This is a genomic window from Allosphingosinicella sp., from assembly GCF_036387215.1.
GTDB lineage: Bacteria > Pseudomonadota > Alphaproteobacteria > Sphingomonadales > Sphingomonadaceae > Allosphingosinicella.
Genome location: NZ_DASVUE010000161.1, coordinates 1 through 16970, shown reverse-complemented (window position 1 = coordinate 16970; position 16970 = coordinate 1). Strand labels below are relative to the sequence as shown.

The 16970-nt window shown below is 67.1% G+C and carries 16 protein-coding genes; 12 read left to right on the top strand and 4 right to left on the bottom strand.

Going from position 1 to position 16970, the window contains the following annotated elements; genetic code table 11:
- Nucleotides 1-177: 177 nt before the first annotated feature.
- Nucleotides 178-1092: a beta-xylosidase gene (locus VF662_RS06405; RefSeq protein ID WP_464138981.1), complete on the top strand. Its 915-nt coding sequence runs from the start codon at nucleotides 178-180 to the stop codon at nucleotides 1090-1092.
- A complete protein-coding gene (locus VF662_RS06400) occupies nucleotides 1092-2198 on the top strand; it encodes an inositol-3-phosphate synthase (RefSeq protein ID WP_464138980.1) in 1107 nt (368 codons plus the stop codon). Before VF662_RS06405 ends, VF662_RS06400 begins: the two co-directional genes overlap by 1 nt.
- Here VF662_RS06400 and VF662_RS06395 read toward each other — a convergent pair.
- Complete coding sequence (locus VF662_RS06395) at nucleotides 2188-2688, bottom strand: flavin reductase family protein (protein ID WP_464138979.1); 501 nt, start codon at nucleotides 2686-2688, stop codon at nucleotides 2188-2190. The genes VF662_RS06400 and VF662_RS06395 overlap by 11 nt on opposite strands.
- 179 nt (nucleotides 2689-2867) lie before the next feature.
- Between VF662_RS06395 and VF662_RS06390 the strand changes: the two genes are divergently transcribed.
- Together VF662_RS06390 and VF662_RS06385 are read left to right on the top strand one after the other, a co-directional pair.
- The gene (locus tag VF662_RS06390) at nucleotides 2868-3512 is read left to right on the top strand and encodes a YqiJ family protein (protein WP_464138978.1); all 645 of its coding nucleotides are present in this window, start codon (nucleotides 2868-2870) and stop codon (nucleotides 3510-3512) included.
- Between the two features lie 21 nt (nucleotides 3513-3533).
- On the top strand, nucleotides 3534-5207 hold the full coding sequence (locus VF662_RS06385) for a flotillin family protein (RefSeq protein WP_464138982.1): 1674 nt from the start codon (nucleotides 3534-3536) through the stop codon (nucleotides 5205-5207).
- A gap of 151 nt (nucleotides 5208-5358) precedes the next feature.
- Here VF662_RS06385 and VF662_RS06380 read toward each other — a convergent pair whose 3' ends face one another.
- Nucleotides 5359-6255 (bottom strand): arginase family protein, encoded by an 897-nt coding sequence (locus tag VF662_RS06380; RefSeq protein ID WP_464138977.1) that lies wholly within the window; start codon nucleotides 6253-6255, stop codon nucleotides 5359-5361.
- Nucleotides 6256-6294: 39 nt separating this feature from the next.
- Here VF662_RS06380 and hutI point away from each other — a divergent pair, with 39 nt between their 5' ends.
- From hutI to VF662_RS06355, 5 genes are all read left to right on the top strand, one after another.
- Nucleotides 6295-7500, top strand: a complete 1206-nt coding sequence (gene hutI / locus VF662_RS06375; RefSeq protein WP_464138976.1) for an imidazolonepropionase — start codon at nucleotides 6295-6297, stop codon at nucleotides 7498-7500.
- 23 nt (nucleotides 7501-7523) lie between these two features.
- On the top strand, nucleotides 7524-9185 hold the full coding sequence (hutU, locus tag VF662_RS06370) for a urocanate hydratase (protein WP_464138975.1): 1662 nt from the start codon (nucleotides 7524-7526) through the stop codon (nucleotides 9183-9185).
- 139 nt (nucleotides 9186-9324) lie between these two features.
- The gene (hutH, locus tag VF662_RS06365; protein ID WP_464138974.1) at nucleotides 9325-10842 is read left to right on the top strand and encodes a histidine ammonia-lyase; all 1518 of its coding nucleotides are present in this window, start codon (nucleotides 9325-9327) and stop codon (nucleotides 10840-10842) included.
- Nucleotides 10839-11936, top strand: coding sequence for a CDP-alcohol phosphatidyltransferase family protein (locus VF662_RS06360; protein WP_464138973.1), 1098 nt, complete (start codon nucleotides 10839-10841; stop codon nucleotides 11934-11936). The genes hutH and VF662_RS06360 overlap by 4 nt, the downstream gene beginning before the upstream one ends.
- A gap of 10 nt (nucleotides 11937-11946) precedes the next feature.
- Nucleotides 11947-12384: an HIT family protein gene (locus VF662_RS06355; protein WP_464138972.1), complete on the top strand. Its 438-nt coding sequence runs from the start codon at nucleotides 11947-11949 to the stop codon at nucleotides 12382-12384.
- On the opposite strand, the gene VF662_RS06350 is transcribed toward VF662_RS06355, so the two are convergent.
- Entirely contained in the window at nucleotides 12356-13090 is a 735-nt protein-coding gene (locus tag VF662_RS06350; RefSeq protein WP_464138971.1) for a phosphocholine cytidylyltransferase family protein, read from the bottom strand. The genes VF662_RS06355 and VF662_RS06350 overlap by 29 nt on opposite strands.
- Before the next feature lie 122 nt (nucleotides 13091-13212).
- On the opposite strand from VF662_RS06350, the gene VF662_RS06345 reads away from it, so the two are divergent.
- The 3 genes from VF662_RS06345 to VF662_RS06335 are packed head-to-tail and all read left to right on the top strand — an operon-like array spanning nucleotide 13213 to nucleotide 15584.
- The gene (locus VF662_RS06345) at nucleotides 13213-14019 is read left to right on the top strand and encodes a nucleotidyltransferase family protein (RefSeq protein ID WP_464138970.1); all 807 of its coding nucleotides are present in this window, start codon (nucleotides 13213-13215) and stop codon (nucleotides 14017-14019) included.
- Nucleotides 14012-15043, top strand: coding sequence for an adenosine deaminase (locus VF662_RS06340; protein ID WP_464138969.1), 1032 nt, complete (start codon nucleotides 14012-14014; stop codon nucleotides 15041-15043). Before VF662_RS06345 ends, VF662_RS06340 begins: the two co-directional genes overlap by 8 nt.
- Nucleotides 15044-15053: 10 nt before the next feature.
- Entirely contained in the window at nucleotides 15054-15584 is a 531-nt protein-coding gene (locus VF662_RS06335; RefSeq protein ID WP_464138968.1) for a phosphoribosyltransferase, read from the top strand.
- Between the two features lie 116 nt (nucleotides 15585-15700).
- Here the strand turns inward: VF662_RS06335 and VF662_RS06330 are convergent.
- On the bottom strand, nucleotides 15701-16970 hold a 1270-nt coding region (locus VF662_RS06330; protein WP_464138967.1), incomplete at its 5' end, for a surface lipoprotein assembly modifier.

The following is a 16970-nucleotide window of genomic DNA, read 5'->3' as shown; positions in this document are numbered from 1 at the left end:
TGGTGGATCCCGAACCGCGCCTGCGCCGAAGCGATGCTGCGCGCGTCCGGCTTCACGATCGAAACGAGGGCCGCGGACGAGGTGTACATTTGTCGGCGGGCGGAAATGCCCTATGCTGACTGGGGGAATAAAGGCGCGGTCTACCCGGCGTCCGGACCGGCAACAGGGAGAGAATAATTGCTCGAAGCGGCGATGATCTGGAACGAGCCCAACAACAAGTCCCACTGGGACCCGGAGCTCGATCCCGATTGGTCGATCTTCTCGAAGACGGTGATCGAAGCCGGCAAGGCGATCCAGAGCGTCAATCCGGGCGTGAAGCGCGTGCTCGGCGGCATTTCGCCGATCGACCCGCACTTCATCAACCGCCTCAAAGGGAACGGCGTCCTCGACGAGATCGACGTGGTCGCCGTCCACGGCTTCCCGCTCGACTGGAATTTGTGGCCGATCAACGAATGGCCGGACCGGATCGCCGAGATCGAGGCGGTGGTTCCGGAGCATGAGATCTGGGCGACCGAAGTGGGCGTCGGAAGCTTCGGTGCCGAGGAGGTGCAGGTATTCGGCGTCGACCGTACCGCCGAACTGCTGCTCGGCCGGGTGCCGCGCGTCTATTGGTACAGCCTGTTCGATCTTCCCAAGAGCTGGGAAGCGACCACGCGCCACAAGCAGGCGGAGGGATCGAGCTATTACCGCCACTTCTACATGGGGCTGATCAAGGAAGACGGGACGCCCAAGCTCGCGCTCGACCATTTCGCGCGGCACACGCCGGAAATGGGCATCATGCAGTGGTTCCATTACGAGGATCACCGGCTGGACGATGCCGTGCAGTGGCTCCGGCGGCTCGGCGTCAAGCACCTGCGCACCGGCCTTTCCTGGTGGGACAGCTACCGGCCGGGGTGGGAAAATTGGTTTGATAAGCAGATGGATGCGCTGGCGGAATTTGACACTATGGTTACGTTCTGCTTCACGCCGGACTGCGAGGGCATACAGCCCCACCATACCAGCCCGCCCAAGGATCCCATGTACTTCGCCGATTTCTGCGCACGCATGATCGACCGCTACGCGCCGCGGCAATTGCAGGCGGCGGTGGCCTGATGAGCCTCCACGATCCCAAGGCGATCAGGGTCGCCATCATCGGCGTCGGCAATTGCGCGAGCTCGCTCGTCCAGGGCCTGTCCTACTACCAGAATGGCGGGGCCAACGATCAGATCGGCCTGATGCACTGGGACCTTGGCGGATACCGGCCCAAGGATATCAAGATCGTCGCGGCCTGGGACATCGACCGCCGCAAGGTCGGAACCGACGTCGCCGAGGCGATCTTCGAGAAGCCGAACTGCACGGCCGTCTTCTGCGACCATGTGCAGCCGAGCGGCGCCGAGGTCCGGATGGGCCGGGTGCTCGACGGCTATTCCGAGCATATGGCGGAAGCGCGCGACGAGCGCACCTTCCTGCTCGCCGACCTGCCGCAGCCCGACAAGGCGGACGTGGTCCGCGTGCTTCGCGAGACGGAGACGGACGTCCTGCTGAACTACTTGCCCGTCGGCAGTCAGGAAGCGACCGAATTCTATGCCGAATGCGCGCTCGAGGCGGGCGTCGCGTTCGTGAACAACATCCCGGTCTTCATCGCCAGCAACGAGAGCTGGGCGCGGCGGTTCGAGGAAGCGGGCGTTCCGCTGATCGGCGACGACATCAAGGCGCAGCTGGGTGCGACCATCGTCCACCGCGTGCTCACCGACCTGTTCGCGAAGCGCGGCGTGAAGCTGGACCGGACGTACCAATTGAACACCGGCGGCAACACCGACTTCCTCAACATGTCGAACAAGAAGCGGCTGGCGTCGAAGAAGATCTCCAAGACCGAGGCCGTTCAGTCGGTCGCCGAGCACCGGATGGAGGACGAGAACATCCATATCGGCCCGTCCGATTACGTGCCCTGGCAGAACGACAACAAGGTCTGCTTCCTGCGCATGGAAGGGCAATTGTTCGGCGGCGTTCCGATGAACCTCGAGCTCCGCCTGTCGGTCGAGGATTCGCCCAACAGCGCCGGAGTCGCGATCGACATGATCCGCTGCGCAAAAATCGCGAAGGACCGCGGCCTCGGCGGCCCGATCCACCCGGCGTCGGCCTATTTCTGCAAGCACCCGCCGCAGCAGATGACCGACGACATCGCCCACGACGCGCTGGAGCGCTTCATCAAGGGCTGAAGTGCGCCTTGCCGTACTGGCCGTTGAGGTAAAGCAGCGGATCGACGTCTTCCCGAACCACCGCGTCCTCGACCACGCCGATGAAGATGCTGTGGGTCCCGAACTTGTGATGATCGATCCGCCGGCAGAGCAATGACGCCTGCGCGTCGGCGAGCCGCGGCGGGCGCGCGCAATCGAGATGCCAGCCGGCGGTGAAGCGAAGCGCCCGCTTGCTGCTGTCGGCGAACATCCCGGCAAGCTCCGCCTGATCGGTGTGGAGCACGTTGACGCTGAAGTGCGACACATCTTCCATCGACGCATGCATCGCCGCCGCCCGGTTGATGCAGACGAGAAGGCTCGGCGGGTCCATGGAGATTGACGACATGGCGGTGGCGGTGATCCCCATCGGCTCCCCGTTCACGCAGATGGTGATGACGTTCACGGTCGAAGCGACGCGGCGCATCGACTGGCGGAAGGCTGAGGCGAGCTGAGGATCGGTTTCCGGGATCATCCACGCCTAGCTGGCCACTGAAGCGCCGAGAAGCAAGTGCCGAGGAAGACGCGGCGGGAGCGGACCCGGCCTGCTGCTCCCGCTGCACCCCGAAATCGGAGGTGCAGCAGCAGCAAACGTCGGGTTTTGCTGGATAATTTCGGATTTGCCGGTTACGACTCGGGGCAAGGGGAATGGGGATGTTCGACTTCATATTGGCGCCTGAGAACCTGCCGTTTTCGGTAGCGCTTCTCGTCATGCTGATGATCGGGGCGCTGGAAGCGTTCGGGCTCGGCGCGGCGGCGGCGCATTTCGATCTCGACGCGGACGTGGACGCCCATGGCGGCGGCGATCTGCTCGCATGGCTCGGCTTCGGCAAGGTACCGTTCCTGATCCTGCTCGTCGTCCTGCTCGCCCTCTTCGGCATGATCGGCCTTGTGCTCCAGCAGGTGGTGACCGCGCTTGCGGGCGTGCCGCTGGCGCCGTGGAATGCGTCGGCGATCGCCTTCGTCGCCGCGCTGCCCTTGCTGGGCGTGAGCGCCCGTGCCCTCGGCCGAATCCTTCCGCATGACGAGACCACGGCGGTGAGCCTCGACACGCTGCTTGGGAAGCGCGCCACCGTGACCGTCGGCACCGCCCGCCGCGGCTGCCCCGCCCAGGCTCGGGTGCGCGATATCCACGGCCAATCGCATTACGTCATGATCGAGCCGCACGACGACGCGCACAGCGTGTCCGAAGGCGAGACGGTCCTGCTCGTCCGCCGCGAGGCGAACATCTTCATCGGCCTGTTCGAAGGCGACGCTCTCACGTCGCGCCTCGACGAACGGCCGGCACTCACACGCTAAAGGAGAGACGAAGTGCCACTCATCAACCTTGCCATCTATGCCGGCATCGTCCTTGCGACGTTGCTGACCCTGGGCCTGATCATCACCAGGCTCTACCGCCGCGCAACCAAGGAGATCGGCTTCGTCCGCACCGGCTTCGGCGGCGAGAAGGTGGTGATCAACGGCGGCGCCCTGGTGCTTCCGGTGCTCCACGAGACGATGCCGGTGAACCTCAATACCGTCCGGCTCGCGGTGGAGCGCAAGAATAACGACGCCCTCATCACGCTCGATCGCCTGCGCATCGACGTGAAGGCGGAATTCTACGTGCGTGTTCGGCCCGACCGGGAAAGCATCGCGATCGCGGCGCAGACGCTCGGCCTTCGCACCATGCAGCCGGAGCATCTGAAGGAGCTGATCGAAGGCAAGTTCGTCGACGCGCTCCGCTCGGTCGCAGCGGGCATGACGATGAACCAGCTGCACGAGCAGCGTTCGGAGTTCGTCCAGAAGGTGCAGCAGGTCTCGTCCGCCGACCTGGCGATGAACGGTCTTGAACTTGAATCGGTGTCGCTGACGGGGCTCGACCAGACCTCGATCGACCATTTCAACGCGAACAATGCGTTCGACGCGGAGGGCCTCACCAAGCTGACCGAGCAGATCGAGCTTCGCCGCAAGGCGCGCAACGACATCGAGCAGGAGACGCGGGTGCAGATCGAGGCGAAGAACCTCGAGGCGGCGCGGAAGAGCCTTGAGATCTCGCGCGACACCGAGTTCGCGCGGCTCGAGCAGGAGCGTGAGGTCGAGGTTCGGCGCGCCGCCCAGCATGCCGAGGTCGCTCAAGAGCAGTCGCTCCGCGAGCGGGAAGCCGAGCAGGCGCGGATCGAGGCCAAGCAGCAGGTCGACAGCGCCCAGATCGAGGCCAACCGGCTGATCGAGCAGGCCAAGATCGCGCAGGCGCAGGCGATCGAGATCGCCCGCCAGGAGCAGCAGATCGCGGTCCAGAACAAGAGCCGCGAGGAAAGCCAGGCCAAGGCCGAGGCGGACCGCGCCCGCGCCGAAGCGGTTGCGGCCGAGGAGCGCGTCGGCACGGCGCGCGAGACCGAGGTGGCCGAGCGCGTGAAGCGGATCGAGCTGATCGACGCCAGCCGCGAGGCCGAGCGGGCGGCGATCGGTATCAAGGTGCAGGCCGAAGCCGACAAGCAGGCCGCGGCCGACCGGGCCGAGGCGGCGCGGCTTTCCGCGGAGGGCGAGGCCGAGGCCGAGAAGCTTCGCGCCGAAGCGTCGCGGGTGCGCTTCGAGGTCGAGGCGGCGGGCCAGCGGGCGGTGAACGAGGCGGCGAACCTCCTCTCGTCCGACCAGATCTCGCTTCAGACCAAGCTTGCCCTGCTGAAGGTGCTTCCGGAGGTGGTGCGGGAAGCCGCCAAGCCGATGGAGGCGATCGATTCGATCAAGATCGTGCAGGTGGACGGCCTTACCGGCACCGGCGCTGCCGGGATCGGAGGCATCGGCGGTACGGCCGCGAACGAAGGCAACCTCGCCAGCAGCGCCGTCTCCGCAGCCCTGCGCTACCGCGCGCAGGCGCCGATCGTCGACGGGCTGATGAAGGAGCTCGGCTTCGACGGAGCGACGCTCGAGAACCTCGTCGCGGGCGCGGTGCCGAAGGCCGCCGAGCCGCCGGTGGTGACGGTGATGCCGCCGGTGGCGGACGACAAGGCTTGAGCCCTTCCCCTCCCTGAGAAGGGAGGGGACTAAGGGGTGGGTTGCGGCTGAGCCGGTTCGATGCCGGGGAAGACGCCTTGGAAGCATCGAAGAGGCATCGAACCTCTTCGAAGCTCACCCACCCCCGGCCCCTCCCTGGAAGGGAGGGGAGTTAGCGGGCGGAGAAGCCCGCCAGCACTTCGCAAACCCACCGGCCGGCCGTGAGTGCGGTGATCTCTCCGACATCAAGGCTGGGATCGAACTCGGTGAGGTCGACCAGCTTCACCTTACGCTCGGCGCCGAGGATCCGAGCGGCCTCGAAGAACATGTCGACCGGCATTCCGCCGGGGCGGGCTCCAGGGGCACCGGGGCATTGGGAGCGGTCGATCACGTCGATGTCGAAATCGACCATGAGTGCCGGGCTATGCGCCAGTCGCGTCATTGCCGCCTGAAGGACGGAGGCGATGCCGAGGCGCTTCACTTCCGAGATGGTGAAGACGCCGATGCCCGCATCCAGCGCGGTGGCGTGCATCCTGGCCGTGTTGGCGAAAGGCGAGATGCCAATCTGGCAGATGTTGCGGCCGGGCAGCCCGTCTTCGAGCAGGGCGCGGATGGGGTTGCCGTTGAGCAGGCCCTGATCGGTGTCACGCAGGTCGAAATGCGCATCGAGGGTGATGAGGCCGACTTCGTCGATCGGATAGCCGAGCGCATGCGCGGCGGGGCGGGTGACGGCGTTGTTGCCGCCGAGCAGGATCGTCAGCCGGTGATCCGCCGCACAGGCGGCGACGCGGTCGCGGATCGGCTCGAACCCGTCGGCGGGCATAATGCCCTGCACCGGGATGTCGCCCGCATCGAGCAGCCGGAGATCGAGCTCCTCGCCCGTCTCCACATCGTAGGTGCTGAAGCGGCGGAGGGTGTTTCGGATCGTCTGCGGGGCAAGATCGCAGCGGCCGGGAGTCACCGAGCCCGCTTCCATGGGCGCGCCGATCAGCGCGACGTCGGCGGGCCCGTCGCTGACGATCAGATCGGCGATATTGGGCCAGGCGCTGCGCTTTTTGCCGTCGTTCATGGCTTGGCCCTTACACCGGCTCCGTGCCAGAAGGCGAGCATGTGGGACCGCCTGCTCATCGACTGCCACGTCGCCACCATGGACCCGGCCGTGGAAGCGCCGTTCGGCGCAATCCTGAACGGCGCCGTCGCCACCCAGGACGGGCGGATCGTCCGCGTCGGCCGGCGCGCTGAACTGGCGGGGTACAAGGCGGCTTCGATCGAGCCGCTGGGCGGCGCCTGGGTGACGCCGGGGCTGGTCGATTGCCACACCCACCTGGTGTTCGGCGGCAATCGCACGGCCGAGTTCGATATGCGGCTCCAGGGTGCAAGCTATGAGGAGATCGCCCGCGCCGGCGGCGGGATCGCCTCGACCGTGGCGGCGACGCGGCAGGCATCGGCGGGCGAGCTGATAGCTTCGGCGCGGGAGCGGCTGCAGGCGCTGATGCGCGGAGGCGTCACGACGATCGAGATCAAGTCGGGCTATGGCCTGGATACCGCAAGCGAGATGCGGATGCTGAACGTCGCCCGCTCGCTCGGCGAGAGCGAACCCGTGCGGGTGGTGCCGACCCTGCTCGCGCTGCACGCGCTGCCGCCGGGCGTTGAGCGAAGCGAGTTCGTTCGGCAGGCGGTGGAGGAGACGCTTCCCGCAGTCGCGCGTGCGGGGCTGGCAAGCGCGGTGGATGCATTCGCCGAGGGGATCGGCTTCACCGTCGAGGAAGTGCGGGAGCTGTTCGTCGCTGCCTCGAAGCTTGGGCTCCGGGTGAAGCTCCACGCCGAGCAGCTCAGCAATCTCAGCGGTGCGGCGATGGCCGCGGAGTTCGGGGCGCTCTCGGCCGATCATCTTGAACATGCCGACGAGGCGGGGATCGCCGCGATGGCGCGGGCGGGGATGGTGGCGGTGCTTCTTCCGGGCGCATTCTATGCGCTTTCGGAGACGAAGAAGCCGCCCGTGGACCTGCTCCGCAGGCACAAGGTGCCGATGGCGGTGGCGACGGACTGCAACCCCGGAACTTCGCCGGTGCTGTCGCCGACGCTGATGCTCAACATGGCCTGCACCTTGTTCGGCCTCACGCCCGAGGAGGCGCTTGCGGGGATGACCCGCGAAGCCGCGCGTGCGCTTGGGCTGCAGGAGGAAACGGGGACGATCAGCCTCGGCAAGGCCGCCGACCTCCTCGTCTGGCGCGTGGGGAGCCCGGCCGAGCTCAGCTACTGGATCGGCCATCCGGGCCCGGAGCGGCGGATCGTTGCGGGGGTGGACAGCTAAGCCTCGTACGATAGGAGGCGTGCATGCACTCCAGACGCGACAACAGCCGGCACATCCAGGCCCCCACCGGGCCGGAGCTCACATGCAAAAGCTGGTCCACCGAAGCGGCGATGCGGATGCTGATGAACAATCTCGATCCGCGCGTCGCGGAGGCGCCGGAGGAGCTGGTCGTCTATGGCGGCATCGGGCGCGCAGCGCGGGATTGGGAGAGCTTCGATGCGATCGTCGACACGCTGAAGCGGCTTGGCGACGACGAGACCCTGCTCGTCCAATCGGGCAAGCCGGTCGGCGTCTTCCGCACGCATTCGGATGCGCCGCGGGTGCTGATCGCCAATTCGAACCTCGTGCCGAAATGGGCGGACTGGGACCATTTCAACGAATTGGATCGCAAGGGGCTGATGATGTACGGCCAGATGACGGCCGGAAGCTGGATCTACATCGGCACCCAGGGCATCGTTCAAGGCACCTACGAGACGTTCGTGGAGATGGGCCGCCAGCATTATGGCGGCGATTTTAGCGGGCGCTGGATCCTGACCGCGGGGCTCGGCGGGATGGGCGGTGCTCAGCCGCTTGCCGCCGTGATGGCGGGAGCGCATTGCATCGCGATCGAATGCCAGGAGAGCCGGATCGAGAAGCGGCTCGAGACACGCTACCTCGACCGGCGCGCCGCCAGCATCGACGAAGCGCTGGAGATCATCCGCACCGCGAGCGAACCGACGTCGGTCGGCCTGCTCGGGAACGCGGCCGAAATCCTTCCGGAGATGGTGAAGCGCGGCATCCGGCCCGATGCGCTGACCGACCAGACATCGGCCCACGATCCGGTGAACGGCTATCTGCCGATCGGCTGGAGCGTCGATCAGTGGATCGAGAAGCGCCAGCGCGACCCGAAGGCGGTGGAGGCGGCTGCGAGGGCATCCATGGCGGTGCATGTCGACGCGATGCTCGCCTATCGCGCGATGGGCGTTCCGACCTTCGATTATGGCAACAACATACGCCAAGTGGCGCGGGACGAGGGCGTCGAGCATGCGTTCGACTTCCCCGGCTTCGTTCCGGCCTATGTGCGGCCGCTCTTCTGCCGCGGCATCGGGCCGTTCCGCTGGGCGGCGCTGTCGGGGGATCCTGAGGACATCTACCGCACCGATGAAAAGGTGAAGGAGCTGATCCCGGACGACCCCCACCTCCACCGCTGGCTCGACATGGCGCGGGAACGGATCGCCTTTCAGGGGCTTCCGGCGCGGATCTGCTGGGTCGGGCTGGGGCAGCGGCACCGGCTGGGGCTGGCGTTCAACGAGATGGTGGCGCGCGGGGAGCTGAAGGCGCCGGTGGTGATCGGACGGGACCATCTCGACAGCGGCTCCGTCGCAAGTCCCAATCGCGAGACGGAGGCGATGAAGGACGGTTCGGACGCAGTGTCCGACTGGCCGCTGCTTAACGCGCTACTCAACACGGCGAGCGGCGCGACCTGGGTGTCGCTGCATCACGGCGGCGGCGTGGGCATGGGCTATTCTCAGCATGCCGGGATGGTGATCGTCGCCGACGGCACCGAAGCGGCGGCGCGGCGGCTCGAGCGGGTGCTGTGGAACGACCCGGGCACGGGTGTGATGCGCCACGCCGACGCCGGCTACGAAGACGCGATCGCCTGCGCGCGCGAGCAGGGGCTCAATCTGCCGATGGTGGGGAGATGATCGAGGGATTGCACTTCCCTTCCCCCCATGCGGGGGAAGGTGGCGCGGAGCGTCGGATGGGGGGGGCGCGCCAGAGGCGCGCGCGCTCGCCGCGCGAGCGCACCCCCACCCCTGCCCCTCCCCGCAAGGGGGAGGGGTTATGACCATCGCCCTCAATCCAGGCTCCGTCTCGCTCGCCGACTTGCGGGCAATCTGGGGCGGGGCACCCGTGGCGCTCGCGCCGGAGGCTTATGCAGCGATCGATGCGGCTGCGGAGAGCATCGCCCGCATCGTTGCGTCGGGACGCACCGTCTACGGCGTCAACACTGGCTTCGGCCTCCTGGCGCAGACGCGGATCCCGGCGGAGCGGCTGGCGGAGCTGCAGACCAACCTTGTGATGTCGCACAGTTGCGGGCTTGGGGAGGACCTAAGCCGGCCGGTGATGCGGCTGGCGATGGCGATGAAGGTGATCGGCCTCGCCCGCGGCCATTCCGGCGTAACACGGCTGGTGGTGGACCGGCTGCTGGAGCTTCTTGAAGCCGACGCAATCCCTTGCGTACCCGCCCAGGGCTCCGTCGGCGCTTCGGGCGATCTTGCGCCGCTCGGGCACCTCAGCGCTGCTTTGCTGGGCGAGGGGCGGATCTCGCTCAAGGGCAGGACCATGCCGGCCGGAGAGGCGCTCCAGGCGCTGGGGCTGGAGCCGCTGGCGCTTGGGCCGAAGGAAGGCATCGCGCTGCTCAACGGAACCCAGATCTCGACGGCCGTTGCGCTCGATGCGCTGTTCACCGGCGAGCGGGTGTTCGCCTCCGCGCTGGTGAGCGGGGCGCTGTCGGTGGATGCGCTGAAGGGCAGCGTCGCCGCCTTCGACCCGCGCCTGCACGAGGTGCGGGGGCAGCCGGGGCAGATCGCGGTGGCGGCGATGCTGAAGCGGCTGCTGGAGGGGAGCCCGATCAACGCCTCGCATGCCGATTGCGGGAAGGTGCAGGATCCCTACAGCTTCCGCTGCCAGCCGCAGGTGATGGGCGCGTGCCTCGATGTCATTCGGGGCGCCTCGCGCACGCTGGAGATCGAGGCGAATGCGGTGACGGACAATCCGATCGTCTTCCCGGATGCCGACGAAGCCGTCTCGGGGGGCAATTTCCACGCGCAGCCGGTGGCGTTCGCGGCCGACATGCTGGCGATGGCGCTGTGCGAGGTGGGATCGATCTCGGAGCGGCGGACGGCAGTGCTCGTCGACCCGAAGATGAGCGGGCTTCCGCCCTTCCTCGTCAAGGACAGCGGCGTCAATTCGGGCTTCATGATCGCTCAGGTGACGGCGGCGGCGCTCGTTTCGGAGAACAAGACTCTCGCCTTCCCCGCGAGTGTCGATTCGATCCCGACTTCGGCAAACCAGGAAGACCATGTGTCGATGGCCACCCACGGGGCGGCGAAGGCGCGGCGGATCGCCGGCAATGCGGCGGGCGTGATCGGCATCGAGCTGCTTGCGGCGGCGCAGGGTATCGACTTCCATGCCCCGCTTGCCACTGCGCCCAGACTGGATGCGGTGGTGCGGGAGATCCGGAGCCACGTCCCGCACTACGAGGCAGACCGTTACCTCGCCGACGATCTCGCCTGGGCGCAGCAGGCGGTGCTCGGGGGGGCGCTTTCCGAACCGATCCAGCAAGAGTTGTTCGAATGACATCAGTACGGCCGGTTGGCGCCAACGACACCTTGCTCTGGGGCATGAGCTCGGAAGAGCGGCTGCGGCGGATCGCGCGTGCGCAGAAGCTCGAATTCGGAGCGAAGGACGCCGAGCTGCTCGCGAACCTCGGCTACGTATTCGATCCCGGCTGGTTGCGCTTCGTTGCGGAAGAGCCGGACCGGGTGATCACGCTCGGCGGGGTGCCGGTGCTTGCCCATTGTACGCGCGGCGAGGACCGCGCCGCGGTGGCCGAAGCGATGGAGCGGGGGCAGCCCCTTGCCGGCACGGGCCTTTCCGTCACCGCCTGGGAGGAGAGCGAGGGCCTCACCAACAGCGAACTCCGCAAGCGCGAGCGGCCGTTCATGGACCGGCTGGTGCCGGAGACGGTGCGAAGCCTCGAGCGGACGAGCTATTTCGGCGCCTATAAGGGCGTGACCGACATCCTAACCAAATATCTGTGGCCGGAATGGGCGCTAGTGCTGACGCGCTGGTCGGCCCGTGCCGGGATTACGCCCAACCAGGTGACGGCGGTCGGGGCGCTGCTCTGCGTCGCTGCGACATTCCTCTTCTATTACGGCTGGTATTGGACCGGGCTTGCGGTCGGCCTCGGCTTCATGGTGCTGGACACGGTCGACGGAAAGCTCGCCCGCTGCACCATCACGTCGAGCAAATGGGGCAACGTCTTCGATCATGGCATCGATCTCGTCCACCCGCCCTTCTGGTGGTACGCCTGGGGCGTGGGGTTAGGCGCCTATGGGCGGCCGCTGAGCGACGAGGTCTTCTGGCAGGTCATGGCGGTGCTGATCGGCGGCTACGTCGTGCAGCGGCTGATCGAAGGCATCTTCATGCGCAAATACGGGATGCACATCCACGTCTGGCGGCCCTTCGACAGCTGGTTCCGGCTGATCACCGCGCGGCGGAATCCTAACATGGTGATCCTGTTCGGGTTCCTGATCGTCGGGCGGCCGGACTGGGGGCTGGTGGCGGTGGCGGCTTGGACGGTGATTTCGCTCCTCGTCCATGCGGTCCAGCTGGTGCAGGCCCTCATGCGGAGCGCGAGCGGCAAGCCGATCGTGTCGTGGCTGTCCTGAGGAGGATGAGATGAACGAGACCATCACCCGCTTCGGCTATCCCGACACGCTCGTTGCCGAGTATGAGCATTGGGTGGTGCTGCTCCGGCCGGCGCAGCCGACGCTGGGCAGCCTGGTGCTTGCAGCCAGGAGCGATGCCACCGCCTTTTCTGATCTCGTCCCTGCGGCCTATCAGGAGCTCGGCACTGCGATCCGGGACATCGAGGATGTGCTCGCGTCGGCCGTGCGCTACGAGAAGATCAACTATCTGATGCTGATGATGGTGGACCCGAACGTCCACTTCCACGTCATTCCCCGCTATTCAGGCGAGCGGCAGGCGGCGGGCCTGAGCATCGATGACACCGGCTGGCCCAAGATGCCGGTGCTCGGCGATGCGGTGGAGCTCGATTCCGCGCAGACCGAGGCGCTTGCGGAGTGGCTCAGGAGCCAGTGGCCCAGCGGGCGGTAAGCGCGCGCGCCTTGTCGAGATCCTCCGGGAAATCGACCTCCTGCCAATCCTCGCCCTTGATCGAGACCGTGTGCACGTGCGTTTCGGCGGCGAGCGCGTCGATGGCGCGCAGATACCAGCGCCGGGTGCCGTCGGGCAGGCGAAGCATCCGGTCCACCTGCTCGGCGAAGATGCGGGGCCCGTCCGCCTTGAAGGCGAGAAGGCCGATCGATTCCGCATTATACTGGCCCGGCTCGAGCGCCTTGCCGATGCGCATGAGGCGCGTGCCGTCGCGCAGCACCTTCATGTCGTCCGCGTCGTAATCCTCCTTCTCGTCGACTGTGACGGTGATCGGCGCCTGCGCGCCGGCGAGCACCTTCTCCAGCAGCGGGGTCGAGATCAGCGTGTCGCCGTTGAGGAGCAAGGTGTCGCGGTCGAATTCGGAGCGGACCATCCATACCGATCCCAGATTGTCGGCGACATGGTAGAAGGGGTTGAAAAAGGTCCTGACGCCCTGCCGCCGCTCCGCCACTGCATCGACGAGATCGTCGCGGAAGCCGGTGACGATCACGACCTCTTCGATGCCGGAGCCCTGAAGCGCGTCCAGCTGCCATTCGAGCAGGCTCTTGCCCGAGAATTCGATGAGGCATTTCGGCCGGTCGGCGGTGAGCGGCAGAAGGCGGGAGCCCTTGCCGGCGCTGAGAATGATGGCTTTTCCGATCGTCATGGTGCCGCGCCCGCTTCCCTTTCCGCAGTGAAAGGCGCCGCCCCCGCTTCGCGCCCGATAAATCAGGCGCCTTCATCACGTTTTTCATGGCACCTTTATGGCGAAGCTGATTGAAGCGGCGGATGAGCGACTGGACCGCGATACTGCTGGCAGGGCAACGGCCCGGGGAAAACGACTTCGCAGCCGCTTATGGGCTGAAGGCCAAGGCGCTGATCCCGGTGGCGGGCGAGGCCATGCTCTCGCGCGTGGCGCGGACCTTGCTCGCCTGCCCCTCCGTTGTGCGCATCGTCGTCCTGGCGCAGGAGCCCCGGGCGCTGTTCACGGGCGACGCCGCCTGGCTTGCGGATGACCCGCACGTTTCCGCAGCCGCCGGCGGGGAGGGCATTTCGGCCAGTATAGGCGCAATCGCGGGATCCGACGCCGCGCCCTACCCCGTGCTGGTCACCACCGCCGATCACCCGTTGCTTCGGCCGGAGATGGTGGAGGCGGTGATCGCCGGCAGCAATGGCAGCGACGCCGCCTTTGCACTCGTCGAGCGCAGCGTGGTCGAGCAGGTCCATCCGGAGACGAAGCGGACCTGGATCAAGTTCAGCGACGGCCATTATACGGGCGCGAACCTGTTCGCGCTGGCGACGCCGGCTTCGGGGCGTGCCGTCAGCTTCTGGTCGCGGGTCGAGCGGGACCGGAAGAAGGCGCTGAAGCTGCTGACCTTCTTCGGCCCCGGCATCTTCCTCCGCGGCCTTACCCGCACGATCTCGCTCGACAGTGCGGTGGCAAAGGCGAGCGCGAAACTGGGGCTTACGGTCAAGGCGGTTAGGCTGCCCTTCCCCGAAGCGGCGATCGACGTCGACAAGCCTGCCGACCTCGAGCTGGCGGAGCAGATCATTGCCACGCGCGCGGAAGGGCGGCTAAGCCAAGGCCATGGCTGATCTCGAGGCGTTCATTGCCGGCCTGCCCAAAGCCGAGCTCCACATCCATATCGAGGGCAGCCTGGAGCCGGAGCTGATGTTCGAGCTCGCGCGCCGCAACGGCGTGGAAATCCCGTTCCGGAGCGTGGAGGAGGTCCGCGCCGCCTACAGCTTCTCCAACCTGCAGGACTTCCTCGACATCTACTATCAGGGCGCGAACGTGCTCCTCACCGAGGAGGATTTCCGCGACCTCGCCGCCGCCTATTTCGAGAAGGCGGCCGCGGACACTGTCGTTCACGCCGAGATCTTCTTCGACCCGCAGACCCATACCGCCCGGGGCGTGCCAATGGCCGTCGTCATGAACGGCCTCCTTGCCGGCATGGCCGAAGCAAAGGCGCGGCATGGGCTCACCTCGAAGCTCATCCTCTGCTTCCTCCGCCACCTGGACGAGGAGGATGCGTTCGCGACCCTCGAAGCCGCGGAGCCGTGGCTGGACCGGATCGAAGGGGTGGGGCTCGACAGCTCCGAACTCGGCCATCCGCCTGCAAAGTTCGCCCGCGTGTTCGCTGCCGCGGCCGAGCGCGGCCTGAAGCGCGTCGCGCATGCGGGGGAGGAAGGGCCGCCGGAATATGTCTACGAGGCCCTTGACGTCCTCGCCGTCGACCGACTGGATCATGGCAATCGCTCGCTGGAGGATCCGTCCCTCGTGAGGCGGCTCGCGGAGGAGCAGATGACGCTCACCGTCTGCCCGCTCTCGAACCTGAAGCTCTGCGTGGTGCCGAGCATGGATGAGCATCCGATCGACCGCATGCTCGCGGAGGGGCTGCGCGTGACCGTCAACTCGGACGACCCTGCTTATTTCGGCGGGTACGTGAACGACAATTACCGGGCGGCCGCTGAGGCGCGGGGACTTGGGCGAGAGGCGCTCGCAACACTCGCCCGCAACAGCTTCCTCGGGTCGTTCCTGTCGCCCGCCGAAGTGCAGGACCATCTCGAACGTATCGACGCCTATCTAAGCGCCGCCGCCGCGCCGGCTTCGAGCTGAAGGAAGCCGCATGTCGTCCGCTCCTGAGCCCGACCTCTACTACATCCCGCACGAGGATTTCCTCGCCGGCGTCGAAGCGCTTGCATCGAAGCTGGAGGCCGACAGCTGGCGGCCCGACGTGCTGGTGGGCGTCGGCAGGGGCGGGCTCGTCCCTGCGGCCTACCTGTCGCACCGGATGGACATCCCTTTGCTGTCGGTCGACCACTCCTCGGGTGAGCCGGATTTCGCCGACGAGCTGCTCGGCAAGCTCGCGCTGAAGAGCAGTGCCGGCAGCCGGATCCTGATCGTCGACGACATCAACGACAGCGGCTCCACCATCGCCCATCTGCGCAGCGGCATCGTCGCGCAGGGCGGCGTCGAGGAGCATGTCCGCGTCGCCGTCCTCATCAACAACCTCCGCTCCCGCGCGGTCGCCGACTATAGCGGCAGCGACATCGACAGGGCGACCGACAAGAGGTGGTTCGTCTTCCCCTGGGAAGCGGTCGCAAAGCCGGCGACGCTGGTCGAGGAAGCGCTGTCCGTCCCGGAGCGGCTCGCGTAAACGTGGGCGGTCGCGGTGGGGTGCTGTGGAAGATGAAGGGACGCGGTGCAGGCGTTCCCGTATTCACCGCGTGAAAGAGAGAGACCGGGTCTTTACCTGAAGCGGGAGCCGGCCCGCTAGAAAGCCCGGCTGAAGGCAAGTTCCAGCGCCCGGCGATGCGTATCGTAGAAGGCGATGTTGCTCCGGTTACGCTCGATCGTGAAGCGAAGGCTGGGGGCAAGCCCCTGGAAAGCCAGATGCCGCGACAGGATGGTGAGGCTGGCAGTCGCGCTGCGGTCCTTGCGCCTCTCGGGCAACAGGAACAGCCGGTCGTCGGCGCGGAGCCGGCCTACCGTTGCCGATCCGCCGACGGTGAGGCGGCCGAAATCCCGCCAGGCCGCGGCGCCAAGCTCGAACGAGCGCGTTGCATAAGCCGCGTCGCGCGCCGTGCGCCGGTTCGCGGAGCCGGAGAGGCTTATGCCGGCCGCCGGGGAAAGGGCCATGTCGATAGCGCCGCCAAGCGCAAAGGAATGGCCATGCTCCAGCCGATTGAGTCGGCCGCCGACCTTGGCCGCTCCGGCGCTGAAGCGGAGCTGGGCGGTGCCGGACAGCGGATGGCTGCCGTCGGCCTCGATGCCGAGCGAAGTCAGTGCGAGCTCGCCTCCGATCCGCTGCCGCTGGTGCGCGATCGCGACCGACAGGCGGCTTGCGCCTCTGGCCAGCTGTGCCCCCGCGCGGGCTTGCAGGGTGAGGCGGTTGAACTCCGCCTTCCTGTAGCGTGTGGCCTTGCCTCCGGCCTGTACGATCAGGGAAAGTCCGGCCGACAGCGGCTGGCGCGCGAATGCCGAGACTTCCATGGCCGCGCCCACTCCGGATCGCGCGCGCCCCTCTTCGGCGATGTCGAATTCGCCGATCACCGTATTGAGGCGATCGCTTGCAGTGGCGCGGTTGATGTTGCTGTCGGGCGCAAGCGACAGCCTGATCTCGCCGCCGAACGGCCGGCGATCCCGAAGCGCCGCGGCATAGCTGTCGATGAGGCGTGCGACCTGCGCTGGTGGGCGGCCGGCCTGCGCGGCGCGAAGCTCCCGGCGAGCGGCGGTCTCGTCGCCGAGGGCTACGAGCAGCTGCGCCATGGCAAGGCGCACGGGAACGGCCTGGGGTTGCTCGTCCAGCACCCTCCTCAGCAGACCCGCCGCCTCCGTGTTGCGCCCGCGCGCCGCGAGCAGTCGTGCAAGCTGGTAACCCGCTTCCGAGCGGAGCTCGACGTGGGGGTCGGCGAGCAGCGCCCGGTAAAGCGTTTCGGCCCGCTCTGCCTTTCCTTCCCGCTCCGTCATCTGCGCCAGGTTCAGCAGTCCGGCGCCATCGAGCTGGAGGGTCACCGGACCTTCCGTCGAGGGCTGCGCGGCG

Coding starts and splice junctions, on each gene's coding strand:
- VF662_RS06390 (WP_464138978.1), top strand. CDS start 2,868: ATGTTCGACTTCATATTGGCGCCTGAGAACCTGCCGTTTTCGGTAGCG.
- VF662_RS06360 (WP_464138973.1), top strand. CDS start 10,839: ATGACATCAGTACGGCCGGTTGGCGCCAACGACACCTTGCTCTGGGGC.
- hutH (WP_464138974.1), top strand. CDS start 9,325: ATGACCATCGCCCTCAATCCAGGCTCCGTCTCGCTCGCCGACTTGCGG.
- hutU (WP_464138975.1), top strand. CDS start 7,524: ATGCACTCCAGACGCGACAACAGCCGGCACATCCAGGCCCCCACCGGG.
- hutI (WP_464138976.1), top strand. CDS start 6,295: ATGTGGGACCGCCTGCTCATCGACTGCCACGTCGCCACCATGGACCCG.
- VF662_RS06340 (WP_464138969.1), top strand. CDS start 14,012: ATGGCTGATCTCGAGGCGTTCATTGCCGGCCTGCCCAAAGCCGAGCTC.
- VF662_RS06355 (WP_464138972.1), top strand. CDS start 11,947: ATGAACGAGACCATCACCCGCTTCGGCTATCCCGACACGCTCGTTGCC.
- VF662_RS06380 (WP_464138977.1), bottom strand. CDS start 6,255: ATGAACGACGGCAAAAAGCGCAGCGCCTGGCCCAATATCGCCGATCTG.
- VF662_RS06400 (WP_464138980.1), top strand. CDS start 1,092: ATGAGCCTCCACGATCCCAAGGCGATCAGGGTCGCCATCATCGGCGTC.
- VF662_RS06345 (WP_464138970.1), top strand. CDS start 13,213: ATGAGCGACTGGACCGCGATACTGCTGGCAGGGCAACGGCCCGGGGAA.
- VF662_RS06335 (WP_464138968.1), top strand. CDS start 15,054: ATGTCGTCCGCTCCTGAGCCCGACCTCTACTACATCCCGCACGAGGAT.
- VF662_RS06395 (WP_464138979.1), bottom strand. CDS start 2,688: ATGATCCCGGAAACCGATCCTCAGCTCGCCTCAGCCTTCCGCCAGTCG.
- VF662_RS06350 (WP_464138971.1), bottom strand. CDS start 13,090: ATGACGATCGGAAAAGCCATCATTCTCAGCGCCGGCAAGGGCTCCCGC.